Annotated in this window: 15 protein-coding genes and 1 pseudogene; 11 read left to right on the top strand and 5 right to left on the bottom strand. The window is 37.1% G+C overall.

Translation table 11 applies throughout. The features are described from left to right. The 7 genes and pseudogenes from PVV64_RS08800 to PVV64_RS08770 form a co-directional block, all read left to right on the top strand. Positions 1-509: pseudogene (locus PVV64_RS08800) on the top strand (hypothetical protein); the annotation flags it as partial. Further along, entirely contained in the window at positions 472-921 is a 450-nt protein-coding gene (locus tag PVV64_RS08795) for a hypothetical protein (RefSeq protein WP_273760663.1), read from the top strand. The pseudogene PVV64_RS08800 and the gene PVV64_RS08795, both read left to right, overlap by 38 nt. A gap of 196 nt (positions 922-1,117) precedes the next feature. Further along, a complete protein-coding gene (locus PVV64_RS08790) occupies positions 1,118-1,552 on the top strand; it encodes a hypothetical protein (RefSeq protein WP_273760662.1) in 435 nt (144 codons plus the stop codon). 350 nt (positions 1,553-1,902) lie between these two features. Then, positions 1,903-2,151, top strand: coding sequence for a hypothetical protein (locus PVV64_RS08785; protein ID WP_273760661.1), 249 nt, complete (start codon positions 1,903-1,905; stop codon positions 2,149-2,151). Positions 2,152-2,519: 368 nt separating this feature from the next. Continuing rightward, the gene (locus PVV64_RS08780; protein ID WP_273760660.1) at positions 2,520-3,275 is read left to right on the top strand and encodes a phage regulatory protein/antirepressor Ant; all 756 of its coding nucleotides are present in this window, start codon (positions 2,520-2,522) and stop codon (positions 3,273-3,275) included. Between the two features lie 767 nt (positions 3,276-4,042). Further along, positions 4,043-4,483 (top strand): single-stranded DNA-binding protein, encoded by a 441-nt coding sequence (ssb, locus tag PVV64_RS08775; protein ID WP_273760659.1) that lies wholly within the window; start codon positions 4,043-4,045, stop codon positions 4,481-4,483. Between the two features lie 10 nt (positions 4,484-4,493). Then, on the top strand, positions 4,494-5,018 hold the full coding sequence (locus PVV64_RS08770) for a hypothetical protein (protein WP_273760658.1): 525 nt from the start codon (positions 4,494-4,496) through the stop codon (positions 5,016-5,018). Positions 5,019-5,147: 129 nt separating this feature from the next. Here the strand turns inward: PVV64_RS08770 and PVV64_RS08765 are convergent, their stop codons facing one another. After that, positions 5,148-5,672 (bottom strand): hypothetical protein, encoded by a 525-nt coding sequence (locus PVV64_RS08765; protein ID WP_273760657.1) that lies wholly within the window; start codon positions 5,670-5,672, stop codon positions 5,148-5,150. Between the two features lie 212 nt (positions 5,673-5,884). Here PVV64_RS08765 and PVV64_RS08760 point away from each other — a divergent pair, with 212 nt between their 5' ends. From PVV64_RS08760 to PVV64_RS08750, 3 genes are read left to right on the top strand one after another with little or no spacing between them, the layout of a single operon-like run. Continuing rightward, positions 5,885-6,220 carry a hypothetical protein gene (locus PVV64_RS08760; protein ID WP_273760656.1) on the top strand — a complete coding sequence of 112 codons (336 nt, stop codon included), beginning with the start codon at positions 5,885-5,887 and terminating at the stop codon, positions 6,218-6,220. Next, positions 6,201-7,529: a PBSX family phage terminase large subunit gene (locus PVV64_RS08755; RefSeq protein WP_273760655.1), complete on the top strand. Its 1,329-nt coding sequence runs from the start codon at positions 6,201-6,203 to the stop codon at positions 7,527-7,529. Before PVV64_RS08760 ends, PVV64_RS08755 begins: the two co-directional genes overlap by 20 nt. Next, on the top strand, positions 7,514-9,313 hold the full coding sequence (locus PVV64_RS08750; protein ID WP_273760654.1) for a portal protein: 1,800 nt from the start codon (positions 7,514-7,516) through the stop codon (positions 9,311-9,313). The genes PVV64_RS08755 and PVV64_RS08750 overlap by 16 nt, the downstream gene beginning before the upstream one ends. Before the next feature lie 1,457 nt (positions 9,314-10,770). On the opposite strand, the gene PVV64_RS08745 is transcribed toward PVV64_RS08750, so the two are convergent. The 4 genes from PVV64_RS08745 to PVV64_RS08730 all read right to left on the bottom strand — a co-directional run bounded on the left by PVV64_RS08745 (position 10,771) and on the right by PVV64_RS08730 (position 19,564). Next, positions 10,771-11,550 (bottom strand): hypothetical protein, encoded by a 780-nt coding sequence (locus tag PVV64_RS08745; protein WP_273760653.1) that lies wholly within the window; start codon positions 11,548-11,550, stop codon positions 10,771-10,773. Between the two features lie 97 nt (positions 11,551-11,647). Further along, positions 11,648-12,145, bottom strand: a complete 498-nt coding sequence (locus tag PVV64_RS08740) for a hypothetical protein (protein ID WP_273760652.1) — start codon at positions 12,143-12,145, stop codon at positions 11,648-11,650. An 86-nt stretch (positions 12,146-12,231) separates the two neighbouring features. Further along, positions 12,232-12,873, bottom strand: a complete 642-nt coding sequence (locus PVV64_RS08735; protein ID WP_273760651.1) for a hypothetical protein — start codon at positions 12,871-12,873, stop codon at positions 12,232-12,234. Between the two features lie 1,720 nt (positions 12,874-14,593). Then, positions 14,594-19,564 (bottom strand): type ISP restriction/modification enzyme, encoded by a 4,971-nt coding sequence (locus tag PVV64_RS08730; RefSeq protein WP_273760650.1) that lies wholly within the window; start codon positions 19,562-19,564, stop codon positions 14,594-14,596. A 1,007-nt stretch (positions 19,565-20,571) separates the two neighbouring features. Between PVV64_RS08730 and PVV64_RS08725 the strand changes: the two genes are divergently transcribed. Continuing rightward, positions 20,572-21,184, top strand: a 613-nt coding sequence (locus tag PVV64_RS08725; RefSeq protein WP_273760649.1) for a POTRA domain-containing protein, incomplete at its 3' end; no start/stop codon positions are given.

Raw genomic sequence — 21,184 nt, 5'->3', positions numbered from 1 at the left:
GCCCATCAGAACAAATCGAAGCGGGTGTAGAAAACCAACCTCCCATTCACGAGCAAGAAAGCGTTCCCAAAAAACCAAAACGTTCAAAAGCTCATCGAGGCTGTCGCTTGCCTGCGGATTTCGAACCCGATTACGATTTTGCACTTGCAGAGGGCTTGCCTCCAGAGCGTATCAAAATCGAAATTGCGAAATTTCGAGATTACTGGCGTTCAAAAGCTGGAGCAAACGCTACCAAAATCGATTGGCAAGCAACATGGCGCAACTGGGTAAGGAATTCAAAAGATCATAAAATCAATCAACAAGGTGGAAACTATGGAAAAACAAGCACTAAACACACAGAACAGCAGCGTGGCTGGAGTTATCGAGTTGCACAGCACATGTCCAATATCAAAAATTCAGACAGTGTTTACAAATTTTTATTCGAGGATGACAACAGAACCACCATTCCTTTGGAAAACGGGGCAAAAGCCATTGAGTGCAGAAGTGGAGAGAGTTACTTCATTGGTTGATGATGCGTTGCAAAAGCTTGAAAGAAAAGCAACGGAAGAAGAAATCCAAACAACGTTTCTTGTCCTTTCCAATGGTCTCAAAAGCCCATTAGGATCAGATGAGAAAGCAACAGCGCTTGCGTACTTTTACGCTCTTGAAGGCATAAGCAGCTGGGCATTGCAGACAGCAACAAAGGACGCTTTGAAAGGCAAAGCAGAGGGATTAAATACAACATTTATGCCATCAACAGCAGATTTTTATCGCTACTGCGAAAAGCTTGAAAGCGATATTCGTTGGAGTGCAAATTATATTTTGAAGGTTCTTGAGAAGGCAGAAATCAAGAGCCAAGATCAAGATGCAGTGATAGCATCAGAGCGCGTTGAAAAGCTTCAAAAAGGACTTGAAGAAGTTTTAAAGGGCATTGAAGATTAGACAGCAAAATGGTGCAAAGTAGAAAACCTATTTGATTAGATATGCGTTTAAATCGATAAAAAGGCACCGTACAAAGCGATTGGATAGTTTTTTGATAATTACCACGTTGGAAATTAAAACTGCTCTGTATGGTCCATTTTTAGGCAAATAAATCCATTGGTAAAATTATAGATTTAGATAAGGGATATTAAATCAGATGTTCTTAAGAAACCGTAAAAGACAGCAAAAAAAATTTATTGCAACGGCGGTTGGATATGCACCATGGGGAATGGGGGTATCAGAGCATTTTTACAACCTTTACGAATATGATGATGGAATGAGGGAATATGAGGAATTCGATGGTGGACAGTATCATGAGATACCTATTGAAGTTGATTACAGTACCAAGGCACAAGTGAAAGCGTGGATATATGGTGGTGATTTGCCAAGGAGCGTATTGAGTTATGAGGCGTTGATAGACGAGGTGAATGAGAAGATCAAACAACGCACAAAAGATGATCAGTTGATTTGTGAGATTAGAGATGATGGTGAGAGAGGTTATTCACAAGCTTATGATGATGATTATATAGACCGTGAGCTAGAAAAAGCGCTTGATATTCAACTAGGTATTTATCAAAATGAAAAAAAGTGAAAAAAAATAAAAAATACGTATTGACTTTAAAGAAAAGGTCGTTTAGAAAGGTCGACAAGTGCTTAAAAACCACGAATCCAATAGCGGATAAACCACGATAAGGTTTCTCCCATTCTTTAAAATACTGACTTTCTTTTATGCTGTCATTAGCATATAACGATTTATGTCGGGTGTAGCTATACCATACAAGACCCTTCGCGAGGGAAAAGTATAGCGGCGGACTATTGGCCGTGTTTTTAGCACCCGGCGCCCTTATGGGCTGTCAATTAAAAACTTCTAACCAATAGAAAGAATTTCAAATGGAAAAAAACGAAATAAAAATAACCACCGATTTCTTATGTGATTTGTAGATGGCAGTGTGTAAAGAAGTTAATACAGATTATACTGAAGATGAATATAGTGAATCTTTAGTGGAACTGATGGCTGATCTAGAAAAAGTTTTAGTTTTAAAATTACAAAACGAAATTCCAAATTTTACAAAAATTTTAGCAATTATTACAGAGTTTGGCTGTTCTGAGCCAATTCATTCAATAGCGCCTCTTTTGAAAGCTTATAGACCTGATTTTGATAATGTGCATAGCATCAATGAGGCTGCTTAAATAACGCAAGGGTGCGGCGGGGGCGCCTGATTTTTAACTTTAGATTCAATTAGATAAGTATCAAAATGAAAAAAGTTAAAAAAGAATAAAATTCATATTGACAATAACCGAATCACTCTGTTAAACGAATCAGTAAGTGCTAGAAACGCTAAAGCAACAAGCGGATGGTTTTTATAATCAATCTCTCCATTGTAAAGTTTTGACTTAAGTATACTTTATAGCATATAAAGGGGATTGTCGGGTGTGGTTACGCTATACAATACCCTTATGAGGGGAAAGCGTAACAACGGGCTTGTTGCCGTGTTTCTAGCGCCCGGCATTCTTTATTAGAGTGTCAATGGAAACGTATTATCAACAAGGAGATAAAGATGTCTCAACACTTAATAGATATAAATCAAACAAATTTAAAAAACGTAAATCAAATCAACATAGATGATAGCATTCAAACTATGTCTAGTGTTGAAATTGCTGAGTTGTGTGGTAAGCAACATAAGAATGTTATGCGTGATATTAAGCAAATATTTAACGAGCTCAAATTTGAGCCGGTTCATTTTATTGGTACTTACATTGATGCAAAAGGTGAAAGCCGCCCTTGCTACAACCTCCCTAAACGTGAATGCTTAATCTTAGTTTCAGGATATAGCACTGCTTTGCGTGCAAAAATTATAGATCGTTGGCAGGAATTAGAAAAGCAAGTAGCAATACCACAAATAAATTTGGCCAATGCTTTGGAAAATCCTCTTACGATTAAACAACTCCTTTTAGAAAGTATCAATCAATTAGAAGACTTAAGAAATGAAGTGAGTACACTCAAACCAAAAGCAATAGCTCTTGATGGTCTAAAGCGCTCGGATGGCTTGTTTGGTATTATAGATGCTGCGAAAATCTTAGAAGTAAGACCTAAGGATTTATCAGATTACTTACGAAGATATGGTTGGGTTTACAAAAGAGTACCAAGTGGTCCATTATTACCATATCAAGATAAAATACAAAAAGGTTTAATGGATTGCACGACCATTACTATTCAAAAAAATGATGGTACAGAAAAGACAGTCCCGTCAACAAAAATAACAACAAAAGGATTGGCTTTATTAAGAGAGCAAATCCACGGAAATATGCAATAATTAAAAAAAGCCGTGTCTTTAAGGGACGCGGCTTTTATTACAAGGATGTACTATATATCATTTCCAAATGCAAATTGCAGAATAAATATCGCATATTTTGTGTATAAACGCAATGGCGTTTTTATCAAATTGCATCATAAAACAGATCATGCTATACTTAATCCGCAACGTTATTCTAGCGTTGTTTTTTAACCGTTCTATAGATTAAAAACATTTCTTAAGTATCATAAAAAAAGCCGTGGCAATTGATTTTGACACGGCTTTCATTTTGTTGTTTTGCAATGCATATTAGCATCAAATAAAATACTACATATTGTGTATAAAGACAAATTTATTTTAATTCTATTTGCATCATAAAGCAGGCGATGCTAATATAGAAATCGATTTAAGAAACTGAAAACCTTGTCCCTCTTTTTGAGATGGCAAGGTTTTTTTATTACCTTATCATAATCTTGCTTTTGAATGCTCTAATCTTAAGAAAAGCAAAGAATAGCCAATAAAAAAACCGCGTCAAAATTAATCGACACGGCTTTTTTACACGCTTTCTGTTATTCCATTATCCAAGAGTGGACGAATATCTTTATATTAAACAATCTGTGTAAAAAGGCAAGCCATTTAAAAAATAAAAAATAGGATTCACATTGTAGATTCAATAGGTTACAATAATTTGCGTTTGTAAATACAACCCGTAATGTGTTATACTATTGTCAGTTGTAAATTTGTTTTGTTGTTACGTGTCATTTCCCCCATAAAAGGATATAAACCGCATGTTAAATAAAGTGATTTTAATTGGCTATTTAGGGGCTAATCCCGAAAGCAAAACAATGCCATCGGGTGGTGAGGTGGTCAATTTTCGTGTAGCAACTTCTGAGAGCTATACAGAGAAGGCAACCAATAAGAAAATCCAAAAAACAGAATGGCATTCTATTGTTGTCTTTAATCCACATTTGGCAAAAATAGCACTTCAGTATCTTCATAAAGGCAGCAAAGTCTATATAGAGGGGCAGTTACAAACCCGTAAATGGCAAGATAAAAACGGTGTTGAACGTTTTGTAACAGAGATTGTCTTGCCACAATACAAGGGCGATTTGAAGCTGTTAGATGGCAAAAATGATGATGATCAAGAGCAGTCGTCCCCTTATGACAGAAGCTTTCACAGACCTCTTGATATGTCCACAAGCCCTTTAAATGATGATGTTCCTTTTTAAGAGGGTATGAGTGAAAAAAAATAAAAAGAGGGGACGCCCTAAGATTAAAGGGAAGATAAGAGAAGCCAATGGACGTATATCGCGTGCAAAAGCACCTCGTGAAGCTGTCGATAAATTGGCAATAGAAATGCGTGCAAAGCGCTTCTCTTTAAGCTTACAAGAGGCAAAAAATCCGCTTTCTGGTACTTATATAGGGCGGCTTTGTTTGCAAGGGGTGCTTACACAAGAGCAATATGACGCCGCACAACAGTATCTACAGATAAGAAACGACTATCTATGTGCAAAGGGCTTGCCTAATGCGATTTATGACGAAATGCCGTCATCAGCTGATGATAAAGCAAGGGACAAATGGGTAGAATTTGCAACAGAGAAGTTTTTAAACACGCAAGAGGCAATAAAAGAAGCGCAACATCTCTATAGACAATACAATCTTTACGCTGCACTACAGTACCTTGTTATAGAGGATCAAGAATTACCGCATCTTGTAAGTTCACTACGTGTCGTTCTTAATGCGCTTTATAAATATTGGAAATAACGGCGCTGTAACAAAACAGTGACCGCTCCCTTGTAAAAGGGGTCAGGTGCGAAGGGGTGGCTTGCTGCCTCTTTCGCTTTTTATAGATCATTGCATATCGCTCTTAATGCGATTCAGAAGTGTTTTTCATTAGACAATTCTCCAAATAAATTTAATCAACGCTATAGTTAATATTAATCCCAATATTACTCCACAAATTCCTAACAAATATTTTCTTATAGAGATTAGAACTAATAACCCTATAATTATTATTCCTATTGTTATATTCCACATAAAAAGTGTAATTATACCACCAATGACACCAGCAAATAGAAGCGGTAATCCACAAGTCATAAAAGCTATATCTTGGATATTATATTTGTCTCCATCATCACGCATCGTTTTTATTATTATACATGACATAACAAAACTCACGACAGATATAGCGAACAATAGAGCTCCCACTTTGTCTTGTATATCATTTCCTACATTAGAATTAAGTATTACAGCAAAAGGAAGCCATGGAACAAACGTTGGCAAAAATAGTACAGTGCAGTATGCAACTATTTCATTTCCTTTTTTCCCTTCTTTTTTTATGGCACGTATTGCATGGAATAGCATTAATAAAAAAAATGCTATCAATGCTCCAATAAAGCATAAGTTTTCTATAATCATTATCTTTCTCTTTTTGATGATTCACTGTTAAAAATGCAAGCTAACAGATTCCCTTTGAAATTATCAATATGTGTTATTTTTGTGTTGACAAAGTGATGCAAATCGTATTTAATGACATTGCTGTACTTAGGCGTATTGTGTCTAAATGAGGGTAAGATACAGTTTAAAGCCCCGCAAATGCGGGGTTTTTTATTATCTGGAGGGAGGAATTTATGACATCCGAAAACACACAACAGGTTTTACAACCGACCAAAAAGCCTCTACCTCCTAATGCTGGTCAAGGACGGGTTAAAGGGGTGCCGAATAAAAATACACGTCTTCTTAAAGAGGCAATTATTAAAGCTGCTGAATTGGCAGGCAGCAAATATGGTAAGGAAGGGCTCATCTCTTATCTGGAAAAGCAAGCGATTAAATGCCCAGCTGCTTATTTAGCGTTGCTTGGTAAGATTTTGCCCTTACAAGTGACAGGTGAGGATGGGGGAGCCATTAAGATGATAGGGCGCGTGGAAATTGTTCCTTTAACAATGAATGACGACAAGACAGATTAAGATTGTACCAAAACTTCTACCTATTTTTGATGGGGATGCTTTGGTACGAGTGGCTTGGGGTGGACGAGGGTCAGGAAAGACAAGATCTTTTGCCTTGATGGCGGCTTTAAAGGGCTATCAATTTGGTATGGGGGGAATATCAGGCACTATCCTTTGTGCACGTCAGTTTCAAAATTCGCTCGCAGAAAGTTCTTTAGAGGAGATTAAGCGTGCTATTGAAGCCCATGACTTTTTAAAGGACTATTATAAGGTTGGGGAGTCTTCGATTAAGTCAAATGATGGTCGTATAGGCTTTCAGTTTTGTGGTCTGGATAGGAATATTGCCAGTATAAAATCCATGGGGCGTATTTTGCTTTGTTGGGTTGATGAAGCAGAGCCAGTCACAGAGACAGCTTGGCAGACGCTTATACCGACGTTGCGTGAAGAAGGAGAGGGGTGGCGTGCAGAATTATGGGTAACATGGAACCCATTACGGGACAATGCACCGGTTGAGAAGCGGTTTCGCTTTTCAGATAATGAAACGATTAAGCGTGTAGAGATCAATTGGTCCGATAATCCGAAGTTTCCCAAGATCTTGAATGAAGCACGGCTTGATGATCTGAGAAACCGTCCAGAGACCTATAAGCATATATGGGAGGGTGCTTATCTTACCGCTGTTCAGGGTGCTTACTATCAAAAAGAGATGTTGGCAGCTGAGGAGGAGGGGCGGATAGGGCGTGTTGCACGTGACCCTTTAATGCAGATACGCGCCTTTTGGGATATTGGTGGCACAGGAGCCAAGGCAGATGCAACAGCTATATGGATAGCTCAGTTTGTAGGTAGAGAGATAAGGGTGCTTGATTATTACGAGGCACAAGGGCAGCCCTTATCAGAGCATATCGGTTGGTTGCGTCAAAATGGTTATGAGAAGGCATTAATGGTTCTCCCCCATGATGGTGCAACCAGAGACCGTGTGCACAATGTGAGTTTTGAGAGTGCCTTGAATGATGCGGGTTTTGAAACGCAAGTGATCCCTAATCAAGGAGCAGGTGCTGTTAAGATGCGGATAGAGGCAGTGCGGCGTATTTTACCCTCAGTTTGGTTCAATGAAGAGACGACGGTAGCGGGTCGTAAAGCCCTCAATTGGTATCACGAGAAATGGGATGAGAAGCGGAATATAGGGTTAGGCGCCGAGCATGATTGGTCGAGTCATGCAGCCGATGCCTTTGGCTTAATGTGTGTGGGCTACGAAAAGCCGGTGCAGAAACATAAGAGACAAGCTTATAGCGGTAGAGACGCTTATGAGAGTACGTCATGGATGGCAGAATGATGCATGATGAAGAGCATTTAGAAGAAAAAGGTAAGGCATCAGATTTGTCGACAGAAGGTTTGTTTCGCAAACTTATCAGCTGGTACAAAGAAGATGTTGAGCATGTGAACAAATGGCGTGAGCAAGCGCGTGAAGATTTTTGTTTTTACAATGGGGATCAGTGGAATGAAGCCGATTTAGCGGCATTAAAAGAACAGCGCCGCCCCGTTATGACCTTTAATCGCATTGCCCCGCTTGTGAATGCCGTTGTGGGTTCAGAACGTAATAATAAGCGAGAGGTACAATTTATTCCGCGTCAAATAGGCAAGGCATTACCAAGCGAATTGCTCACCGGAGCAGCAGAATGGTTTCGCGATATGGCACATGCGGAATACGCGGACTCTGATGCTTTCCAAGATGCTGTCATCTGTGGCATGGGCTGGACTGATACCAGACTTGATTACGAAAACAGTATAGATGGTGAGCCGGTTATTACACGTTTAGACCCGTTAAAGATGGTTTGGGACAGTGCAGCGGTGCAACCGAATTTAACCGATGCGCAACGTTTGTGGTATGTGGACCGCAAGCCCTTGGAAGTTGCCAAGCGGATGTTTCCAACAGCCCATTGGAGTGAACTGAGTGCGGATTGGGCGAGGGATGGGAGTGCTTATGAGGGGATTCATCACAATGATCTAGATAGTTATGGTCATGATGAAAGCGTGGAGGGAGTTGAAAACGGTCGACGGATGGTCACCCTTGTTGAATGCCGTTGGTTTGAAAGCGAGAGATATTACAAAGCGCCCGATTTAGAAACGGGTGAACTTCGTGACTATAGTGAAGAGGAGTTTAAACAGCTCCAATGCATGATGCCTCAGATACAAGGAGCGGCTTTTAACAAAAAGGTTGTAAAGCGTGCTTTTTTAGGCAGGAAAGTTTTGCTTGAACCAGATCAACCTTTGGTTCCTTCAGGTCAATTAGGTTGGGAATGTATCACGGGTTATTTTGACAAGATAGAACGGCAATTTTATGGGGTCGTGCGTCCTACAAAAGACCCACAACGATGGGCGAATAAATATTTTAGTCAAGTGATGCACATTCTCAATAGCCAATCCAAGGGCGGGATAATGGCAGAGAGGGGCGCCTTTGAAGATGAGAGAGATGCGGTAAAAAGTCTTAATAGAGCAGATAGTATTACGTGGGTAAAACCCAATGTTTTCGCTAAGGGACAGATCCAACCCAAACCCGTAGCGCAATTTCCGCAAGGGTTTTTCCAACTGTTTAATGAAGCGAAAGAAGCGATTAATCAAGTGACCGGCTTATCACCAGAGTTCATAGGAACGAGAGAAGTATCGCAAGCAGGGGTTTTAGAGGCACAAAGGCGCCAATCCAGTCTTAACTTGCTTGCTTGTCTGTTTGATGGTTTGCGTTTGTATCGCAAAAGGCAAGGTAAGCTTATTTTGCACTTGATACAAAATTATCTCTCTGATGGTCGTTTGGTACGGATTTCAGGGGAGGAGAATGCACAATATATCCCCTTAACCCGTGAAGCAGTGATGAGTGTTGATTATGATATTGTGGTTGATGATGCGCCCACCAGCCCGAATGAGAAAGAGCGTACCTTTGGCATCATTACCCAGCTGCTCCCGTTGCTTCAAAATGCTGTGACACCAGATATCATGCTTGATTTGCTGCGTTACTCCCCATTGCCTGCATCTCTGCTTAATCGTGTGAGTATTCGGCATAATATCAAAAAACTAAATAAAGTCAATATGTTGAGTGAAACTATTTTATATGAATCCACTTAAGAATCCACACTTTTATATGTATTTAAATTGACCATTTTTTATAAACAATTGCCACGTATGAACAGAGCATAAAAAGCAAATCATGATGTAAATATTATAACGCATGTGTCATTCAAATGAAATGAAAAGCAGTTATCATTCGTAACAATTCATAAATTTTATGGTACGTTTTTATCATTCAAAAATCGCATGCGTTTAGAGAATGGTATGAGTTTTGCTCTTTTTTGAGCGAAACCTTAAAAGGAAAATAATCGTTTAAAACTTTTATAAGCTTATAGGTTTTAATTCATTAAAGGTGCATAAAGGATTTCAATATCACTTTTAAAGCGTTTTCTAGAAGTTTAGAAAGTGATAGGCAGGCATTATACAGACATATCATCACAACAGATATGAAATTCACAATGTTATGTCTTAGTTATGTCTTATGATGCGAAAACCTTTTAATGAATACAGTGCAGTTTTGTTTGAAGAAGGGAACTCTATTCGCTTCCACAAAAAAATGGAGGCGAATAATGCCGTAAAAGTAGAATACTATATACCTTAGACATGGTAATAAAAAACGCTTTAAGAGTTATAGCTTGAAAATATGAAACCAAAAGGGGGCACTTCAAGATTGGGGGCACCTATTGAAGCAAAGATAAGCAAGCAAAATTCAAAACCATTGTAAAATCTAAACGCATAGGGTTTTACTAAATTTTTAGTAAAATAATGCTGTTAAAAAAATGCTCTCTTTTAAAGATAACAAACTCAAAATTGAGCCAGCTAATTTTTAAAGAAATTAGGTTTTAAAGAAAAATAAAAATACGCTTATAAGAACCTCTTTAAGGAAACGTTTAAACGTTTCAAACTGATGTTTTATATATTAACAGTTATAAACTTAGTTATCATTTTCTCTTAAGAACGTTTCATTTACGAAAAAACAAAGATCTAGATTTTACAGCAGAGCAAATAGAGCAAATCTTGAAACCCTTACATTCTATAAAAACGTTTGTTTATTTGTCTTATGAAAAGCTGCTTTTAAAAACCAATGCGCATAAATAGAAAAACGGTTTTATGACAGATATTCCCTTAATAGGCACTTCTCTTGATAGGTTTTAAAGAAGCATTTTGATTATGTACTTTATTTCAAATGACTCCCTTTAAATATGAGAGCGTTTTATGGATACGTTTATAAAAATCAAAAGCGTTTAGAACCTCTCTTATTCAAATGAGTGATTAAAATCATACCCATCATTTACGTTCCTTTTGATAAGTTTTCATCAAGAGAAAAGAGCACTTGCAATATGATACGTTTTGTATATATGCATTTATCACTCCATTGTGGATGATTATTAGATCATTAGAAACGTTATGAGAAAGCCGCGTCATATTACTTGATACGGCTTTCTTTTTGAATTCTCTCTTTTATGATGCGTTTATAGCTGCCAAAACAGACGCCCCTCCACACACGCCGTTCTTTATTCTGTTTTATCAACAATCTTTACGATATGATCATTGTCATAAACTTCACAATTTTTGGGGACCAACCTTACTTTGCTTTGCTTGATTAATTTTGCATTGCCATAGACCTTACCCCACACCTTAGTATAATATGAGACCTTTGCATTGCCATACACAGAGCCATAGACTTCAGAAGAGCCACCAACACTAGCATTGCCATAGACCTTGCCATAAATTTTGGCACGACCATTGATAACTGCATAATTATAGACTTTTGCATGGCTATGAATGCGTGCAAAGCCAGAAACCTTGGCACGCCCATAAATCCTTGCATAACTAAAAACCACAGCATCATAAGAAACATGGGCATGGTCATAAATATGGGCATCAGCATGAACGCGGGCCCCCCCACTCACATGGGCATTGCCATACACATTCCCATAAACATGAGCATTGCCGTAGACACAAGCATTGTCAGAAACTCTTGCATATTGAGAGATAAACGCCCTTCCATAGATCTCACAATTCCCATGCACTTGACCACAGATTTGAGAATAATGACGTATTTTTGCATTGTCAGAAACGCGCGCATAACCATAGGCACAAGCATTATCATAGACCCAGCAATTGCCATCATGAGAGAGGTTGCTTTCCTTTTCAATAAAACCACCAAGGTCACCTTCCTTGACATCATCGAAATCTCTTAAAGCACAAATGCGATAAAGATTGATAGTTTCTCTAGTAAGAGCATGTTTGATTTTTTTAATTTCTCTAGTTAATTCATATTTTTTGCACATAAGAAGACCCCACACAATTGAATGTGTTAAACATTTGCTAAAATTTGGAATGGAAAATTTGAAAGAGGGGCGCCCCCCGCAACGCCCGCATGTTTATTTATTGCTTCTTTATTATGGGTCTACACATCACAAATGAGATTTCACCATAAGGAGAAAGGCGTTCTGTATAAACATTCTCTCTTGTATCACCAAAGGCATTTTTAGTGACAATAGCCATGCCATAAGCACAAGCATTTTCATAAATATGCACATGACTGATAATTTTTGCACTGTCAAAAACCTGTGCATTATCATAAACATGAGCATGAGCAAAAACCTTGGCAAAATCATAAACCTTTGCATTGCCATATACATAGCCACCAACACCAGCATTGCCATAAACCCGCGCATTATCATAAACACGACCAGTTTTTACAACATAAGCATTATCACCAACCCAGCAATTGCCATCATGAGAGAGGTTGCTTTCATTCTCAATAAAACCACCTAAATCGCCAGCCTTTACATCAGCAAAGTCTTTTAATGCTTTAATGCGATAAAGAGTATGTTGACCAAATACACGTGTCTCATTTGTGAGTGCAAACTTTTTTTGCATGGCACAATTCCTTTATAAGAAGATAAAATTTTTGAATGAAAGAATTTGGTTAGAAAGCAGGCGCCCCCGCACCGCCCGCGCTTTATTTAAGCAGCGTCTTTTAGAGACTGATCATTATAGACAATTTCTTTATTACAGACTTCAATATTATTGCGAACCCAAGTATCACCTTTAATGACCGCATTGCGAAAAATCTTTACATTTGCAAAAATACAAGCATATCCAGAAATTTTCGCATTGCCATAAATTTTTGTATCATTAAAGACACAAGCGTAATAATGAACGCGAGCATTTTCAAAAATATGAGCATCGGGATAAATGCGTGCAAAACCATAGACCTCTGCATTGCCATAAACTTGACCAGCCACCACAGCCTTGCCATAAACACGGGCGTTTTCATAAATGCAAGCAACATTGTTCACATGGGCATAACCACTTACAACGGCATTATCGTAAACGCGTGCATTATGATAAACCTTTGCTTTACCCCCGACCCAGCAATTGCCATCATGTGATAAGTTGCTTTCACCTTGTATAAAACCACCGAGGTCGCCTTTTTTTACATCACCAAAATCTCTTAAAGCTCTAATTCTATGCAGCGTTTTAAAGCCAACCTCTATTGTTTCACCTGTAAATTCGTATTTTTTTGCAGGCTCTTGTTTATTATTAGATGCGGTTTCATTTGAAATAGAAGAAATAACGGGGGTATTTTTTGAGATATTTGTCATAATTAAAACCTAATCGTAATGAAGTTTTCAATTGACAACCCATAAGGGCGCCGGGTGTTGAAAACACGGCGATTAGTCCGTCGTCACACCTTCCCCACAAGGGTATTGTATAGTGTAACCACACCCGACAAAATCGTTATATGCCAATGACAGCATAAAAGAAAGTCAGTATTTTAAAGACATGGGAGAGGTTGTTTCGTAACCTATCCGCTAATCGTTAAGTGTTTTCAGCACTTGATTATTTATATAACAAAATACGTATTTATTGTCAATTATTATTTTATCTTTTTTGATATTTTTTATGTTTTTTAAATGCATTATGTGTATATATATATCATATGCTTATTAATTGCTTCTTTTGTATTATATGCTTTTAAAGCTATATTATTGGCTTTCTTAAACGATTGTGTTATTTTTTGAATCTATACATTTATAATATTTAGAAACGCTCTCATAATGCGTATTTTTAACTTTATAACGTATCTATTTTTTACTAAATGTTTTTTAAAGATTTCTGTTAATTTCTTTTATAACACATTTGCAACTTAATAGCTTTTATAGGGACTGTCTTTATAAGCAATGCTTTCATTTGCATTGTGATTATAAGACCTTGCTGTTTTCACGCATTCTTTATAGCCACCGCATCATTTTTCATTTTCATAAGAGAAACGATAAATAGAATAATTGTGATTTATTGCTTTTTATGAAAACCTCTAAAGAGAGATTGATAACTATAGAGATTAGCAAAATCCCTTTTAATAGACTTTTGTCATTTTTGTCAGTTTAGTCAGTTGTTTTTAGACTCTAGAGTATTTTTTTCAAATAAGAGAAAATTAAAAACATTATATTTCAATATGTTAAGTTTTATTGATTTTTCAAAATACAACTTATTAAAACAACCATAACAAATAAATACAACTGTAAATATATATTTGTCAGTTTGTGTCAGTAAATTGAACCGACAAAAGTAATCATTTTAGTGAGTGATTAAAACGTGCTTTATGAAAAGCGTATGAAAATGAAAACTGATTACTTTATCCAAATCCCTTTAATGAATTTTATCAGTTCACTTAAATGGATAAATTTATAATTTTAGAGAATGATAAAAACACATCTTAAAAAAGCATGTGATCCTTTAAAGCCTTTCAAAAGACAGTTTATAATCATAAGAAATGCTATCAAGATCATTATGGTTATGAGTTTAGGGGGGGTAGGAGGGTTTTGGGTGTTCTTTTTACACCCCCTTTATATATTTTTTAGTCAAAAATAAAAGTTATTATATTTCAATATGTTAATGTTTTAAATAAACAACCTATATTAAACACAACACATAAATACAATCTTTAATATATATTTAAGAGGGTTTTGTAGGTGTTTTGGGGGTTTTAAAAACAGACAAAACCTATAAGCAAAATGAAAATATAAAACTCTCTTTCAAGAGATTTTTTGAAAGCTATAAAGCTATCATTTGAGATTACGGTATAATCTCTTAAAGGCAATCCAAATAAATCTTATCTTATTTAAGAGTGGATTTCTTATAAGTCTTAAAGCAATCCAAATGACAGTGTTTAAAAGTGCAAATGATTTCTTTTTAGAATAACGCATATAAACACTCCTTTTAAGATTGTAGATAATCAACTTACAAGAGAGGTATAGATTATAATTAAAGACTCTATACCCCTTATGCGTTTATCATACCCATCATGTAAGCATGGCAAGTCTATTCAATTTCTTTAATTTCTAGTTTTGGTAAGTTCTTAACAATTTTCATTGTCTCTAAACTTACGGTAATAACCCTTTGAAACAATTCTAATGGATAAGCAGGATTACCCATTGTCTCAACAGCATAGCGATTGGCATCATTCACAATACCACTTTTTTTATCAGTTTTCACGCATTGCCGTTCCATAACCCATTCAAGAGCGGGCTTGCCATTGACGATATAGTCATAAGCTTCCTTGGGTATATCTGTCATGATGATATTGCTGTTATAAATAACAGTCGATTTATCCTTTTCCTTGCTATTCTTAATTTTTGCGAATTTCATTTCAGTCACATAATAAAACTTTTCGGGATTAGGAATATCAGTCTGTTTTGGATTGCCTTTTTTAAATGTGACTGGATAAGGTTTCACATCTTCATAATTTACATGCAAATGACTGAGTTTACGTCCTGCTGTTACAAATTTCCAAAAATCATCAGCAGTTTTTACGCAAGGGATACGAGGCAATTCTTTAGAGAGGTTATCAGCATAACGAGTACGATAATCTTCTGAATGTAAGATTCCATAAACGTAATAGAATAAATCATCTTTAGTTATGGTTTCATTCGGATAAGCCGCTTTAAAATGGGCTAGTCCTTCATCCGTAATGGCATCACGCCTCTGTAAACCAGCTGTTTTGCTTTCTTCTGTAGAGTTCGTAAATAGATGAGACTGATTATCGTCTTTATCTTCTAAAGATTCAATATTCTCATAAAGATACCTTGGAAAGCATTGGCTTTTTTCTATTGAATCCAAGTTAGGCACATCCTTAGTCATAAGTACAGAAAATCCCTTCATTGCTCCTGTACCTGTAATTTGTATGACTTTATTTTCAACCGCTTGTCCTATAGGAAATATGCGCGGCATTTGATAAACCATTTCATTGAAGGTACGATTATAATAGAGCCACTGTTGTGTAAAAGGACGATAAAAACCTAGAGTAAAGCATGTCTCTTCAAATTCAAAAATTTTTTCTCTAACTAATTGTTGTTTGATAGCACGGCTCCAACTGATTTTTTTTGCATCTGAATTGACAAAATTATTTACAGCCTTTGTACGTATTTTATGATCAGCATGTGGATAGATCTCATTAAAACGTTCTACTTCACGGTTATAGAAAGTAATCATATTACTCATGTTGTTAGCTAAAGCTTTACGGCTCGAATTGTACGCCCAAGCATCACGGCTGGTTGTAATACCGCAAGAAAAATTTTCAAAAAGCTTTTTATTATTTCCCTTCTTATCACCTAATGCTAGAAATGTTTTAAAGTCGTCATCACGTTGTCCAAGCCAATCACCATGTTTATCTGGTATAATTATTTGCCAACTTTGTTCACTTCGTGTAATACCATCAATACTACCAAGGGATTCAATTATCGTAAGCTTTTTCTGTCTCGTGAGATAATCTCCAATATCACGGAAATATATTTTCCCACACTGTTGAGATTCTGGATTTTTCACGAGAATAGAAATCGCTATAGGGGCCCGTGACCCAGAACCAAAAATCTTACCACCTTCTTGTCGAGATAGTTCTCCAGACGTTCGTTGATTACCCCGTAAATGGAAAATATAAAGGCTGCTAAATTCTTCAACGAGACACTTGCGTAAACCGGTCATAGAATTTGCATCTATAAAACTTGCATTTGTAACAAAACCAATAACACCACGCTCTTTTATACGGTCACTAGCCCAACGGATAGCGCGGATATAACTGTCATAAAGATTTCGCATATTGGTTGCCTTAGATTGAGCAGCATAAGTTTCGCGAATACGGTTATCTAGTATGGGATAAGGACTATTCTTTGCATTGTCGTTTTCATTCTTTTGTCCTACCGAATAAGGAGGATTGCCAAAGATAACTTTGATATCCAGTTTTTTTTGAAGTTCTAAATATTCGCTGTTTTCTTTGAGTATACCTTCCATAAGGTCTTTTTCTTTAAGCGTCTGGAACGTATCAGCCAAACCAATATGTTTGAAAGGAATGTAATCTCCTTGCATAAGACTATGATAGGTCGTTTCAATATTAATGGCTGCTATATAATAAGCAAGTAAGACAATCTCATTGGCATGGATATCATGACGGAATTTATATTCCATATCCTCTAGTTTGATGAGATTGGATTGTAAAAGTCTTGTGATAAAGGTCCCAGTTCCCGTGAAAGGGTCAAGAATAGAAACACCACGTGATCCCAAGCTTTTTCCAAATTCACTTCGCAAAACATCATCAACAGAATAAATGATAAAATCAACAACCTCAACGGGGGTATAAACAATCCCAAGCCTATCGGTGGTTTTCTTAAATGCCTTGGCAAAAAAACTTTCATAAAGCTTGATAATAAGATTCTGTTTTGCGTGAGTTTCAGTAATCCCTGCTGTACAGAACGTGACACTTTTGTAGAATTTATCAAGATCTTTGGTTTTTTCTTCAATATTCGTTTTATCCAGTTCTCTTAAGATCTTGTCCATGGCTTGCGAAATGGCATTGTTTTGCACAAATTCATTGCCCTCAAACAAAGCTTCAAACACGGGACGCGTGACAAGATGTTGAGCTAACATCTCAATGGCTTCCTCTTGCTTTATTTCACTGTTGACGTTGTTCTTTAATTCCTTATGGAATGCATCAAAGGCATGAAAGGCTTCACTTTTTTCATCAGCAAGCAGGTTGTGAAGATGCGTGATATGGTTTTGAGCAATCTCAGCAACATTGTTCGCCCATGTGCCCCAATAATCCGTGATTTTAAAACTATCCAGAAAAATGGCTTTGACAAAATCAAAAAAATCAGAATGGGGGAATAAGTCTCCTTGTCCTCCAGATACCGATTGAGATGTGCTTTCTGCTGTTCCAATGCTATGTCTAGAACTTTCTGCTTTTGATGATATCGAGATTTCATCAACCGTTGTGGTGAGTTCTTTTAATTCATCGGCACGTTTAACCTCTATAATCTCAATCGTATGACTGCTATCTTGTCCTAGCGACATTTGATTAATCGTCCGTGCAAGCCTTTCATCATGGGAATGTAAAGCATGCAAAACTTGCCAAACAACACGATACTTCTTATTGTTTCGTAAAGCTTTTTTGGCTTCTAAGTGCGAAGGAATGATAACCGGTAAAATGATATAGCCTGTCTTTTTTCCCTTGGCACGACGCATCACACGCCCCACCGCCTGTATTACATCCACTTGGCTATTGCGCGGGTGTAAAAACATGATCGCATCAAGAGCAGGAACATCAATCCCTTCTGAAAGACACCTTACATTGCTTAAGATCCGACAAACATTGTGACTCGCATCTTGTCTTAGCCAATCCAACTCTTCATTGCGTTTTTTGACACTTTGTTTTCCGTCAATATGTCTTACTTCACAGTTGAGAAAAGGAACGTTTTTAAGGAAATCATTGATATGAGATTTGATAATTTTATTGAAGAGCTTTGTAACATATTGAGAGGTGTTGATATCTTTGCAAAAAGCTAAAGCAGACTGCATAGGCTCTGTATCATCATCATCAACAGCTGCTTCCTTATCTATTTTAGTCAGAGCTCTATAACAGCCAATAATTTTTGCCGCATCATCTAAATCAATTTCATAGTCTTCATTGGCAATAATCTCCTGTATGGCTGATGTGATATAGGTTTCATCAATACCTAAGACCACAATCTTGTAAGGGGTTAAAAGTTCATTATCGACAGCTTCTGCGAAGCTATAATGATGGAGTTGTTTGCCAAAAAGCACCTCATCATCCATGGACGCCAAAACGGCATTAATCTCATCAGCCCGTCTTTTGGCAGTCTCACTAAAGATACGAGGTGTTGCTGTCATATACAGACGTTTTTTACCGCGAATAATACTGTTGTCATGAACTTTGACAAACTCAGATTCATTGTCATCAGATCCCAATGAAGCTCCAGTCGTTCTATGAGCTTCATCGCAAATAATCAGATCAAATTCGGGTAAATCATATTCCTTTTGTGCATCGGAAATCACTTGAATAGAATGATAGGTTGAAAAGATGACCGTCATTGCCTCTGCGAAGCTTTCACAAGCTTCTTTGGCAAGTACCTTCGCGTCCGTGGTAGCAGGCAGTACAAGATCTGATGTTTCTATGCCAACAATATCATCTTGGTTTTTACGACGCTTGCCAACTTTTGTATCAGAACACACCGCAAAAGAACGCAAGGGAATTTCTGTATCTAGTGTCCATTCACGGATTGTTTGTGAGACTAAGGCAAGAGAGGGCACCAAAAACAACACACGCTTGCCTTTTCCAGCGAGAGTTTCTGCTATCTTAAGACTTGTGAAAGTCTTGCCTGTACCACATGCCATAATCAGCTTGCCACGGCCTGCTTCTTTTAAGCCTTCACAAACTTTCTTGATGGCTTCCTCTTGATGGGGGCGAGGCTCTTTTGTTGATTTCAGAACAACTTCTTGTTTTGTTGCAAATATTTGCCAGTCTATACGACTGTTTTCCATATGACGAAGGTCAATACGATAAACGGGTATCGCTTGTCCTTTAATCATTGCATTCACATTGTCACTTAATTCTACTTCCGTGCTATCAACGAGAAGACGATATTTAAAGATGTCTTTTCCAGAGGTAGCGATAAAGCTATCAATATTTTTTTTACTGATCTGATGATCTGCTTTATAAAACTTACATTGAATAGCAACATACCCTTCTTGATTGCGAAGCTTTGCAACCAAATCAATGCCGATATCATTTTTATTCCAATCTTTACGCTCTTTAGCCCATTCAAAATAGCTTTCAACCTTTTCATATCGTCCATAATGCAAGGGGTCATGCATAAGATATTTGGTAACAAAAGCTTCAAAAATTTTTCCCCGTTGAGCTTTTGAAGTTGTCTGTTCACGATAGGATTCTAAGAGAGAGCGTAAAGTGACTTGTTTATTATCAGACTTAAGAGATTGCAGCATATTATAACAGAGCTCCGTTTTGGTATGAGAGGGTTAATTCTCTTCAAAAGAATCGAAATGAAGCTTATTAAATCCATTTTGGACGAATTGAGAAAAAATGCAGAAAAATGCATAAAAACGGATAAATTTTTTCAAAAGAGGTTTTAAAAGGCTATTTATCCACAGCCTATGATGCATGGTTAGATCAGCACAATAGTGAAATTTGCTATTTATTTGATGTGTTAATTAACGTGTTAATCAAAACAAATGCACTATGTGTTTAAAACATCATAATGAGTATTTTGATAGGTTTTATGTGTCATTGAAATGATCACTTTTGTTAGTTCAATTTACAGACACAAACTGACAAATATATATTATTGATTGAATTTATGGGTTGTGTTTTAATAAGGGCTGTACCATTAAAATGCTAACATATTGAAATATAATGTTTTTATTTTTTACCATTTGAAAAAAATGCTATAGGGTCTAGAGTGCACTGACAAGACTGACAAAACTCTTTTTACAAAGTCACTCAGATCATTTGCTTTTGGAGAAAAGTTCCTTGATGAGAAGGCCATAAAAAGAGTTTTGCGTGGTTGTCTTAAAACTTCAAAAGAGGTTTCTTTATTCTTTGCTATGATAACTTTTGACTAAGCGATGCAAATGAAGAGCATGATCTGTAGTTTATTTATGCGCGTTATAAAGTGCAGGATAGGGGGATGAGCAGAGAATTTATTCTCTCTTATTGATGGATGTCTTAAGGCATTAACTGGGAATATTGTGGCCATAAACATTGACTTAGGAAACAGTTTTGGTTATATGGTTAACGATATATGTATGGGGGAGAAATCTTCACACAATTTAAATCAAGCAGGATTTTGGTGCAATTTGTATTGGGTTGCAGAGATATGTGCTGTTATTCAAAATCGTCATAGGATAATATTGGTTTGAGTGGTATTGTTAAAAGTTCATGAGGCGCTTTTTTAGCAAAGCTTTATGAATGACCAAAGCGGGGGAAGTCTTTAGTGTTTTTTCTCTTTTTGCGCCAAGAGAGCTTTTTAAGGCTTTTTCTAGTTATTGTTGTGTTGTTTGGCATGTTTCATGGCGCAACGGTTTATGCCCATTCTCCGGCTGTTTTACCTCCCCGTTCGCCAACAGATAATTTTTCTCGCGGCTATTCTGAGCAACAAAGATTAGAGAGAATTGAGAATTTACGGGCATTAACGCCTAAAAGAATAATGACGCCTTCAGAAGAAAACCATAGTCCATTTTTAGGTGGTGGATACTGCTTTTCTATTCATCATATTGTTGTTGATGGGGTCCGGCATATAAAGAAGAGCTCGATAGCAGCGGTAACAGATGCTTATGTTGGAAGATGTATAGGTCTTGGGGATATTCAGCTCTTGATCAAGCAATTAACCAAGGTTTATTTAGATAAAGGCTATGTAACGGCGCGTTTTTATATTCCTGATCAAGATATCAAAAACAGCAAGATATTAAAGTTTGTTGTCGTTGAGGGGAAGCTTTCGGATATTTATTACAATGGTTTTCCGGCTTCTGCTTACAATCATGTTGTGTGGAGTGCTTTTCCGGGGCTTAAAGGCCATATTCTCAATATGCGGGATATTGAACAGGGGC

The organism is Bartonella sp. ML70XJBT.G (assembly GCF_028618575.1).
In the GTDB taxonomy this organism is placed as follows: Bacteria; Pseudomonadota; Alphaproteobacteria; order Rhizobiales; family Rhizobiaceae; genus Bartonella.
Note: the sequence above shows the minus strand (reverse complement) of the source record. Positions and strands in the feature narration are given on the sequence as shown.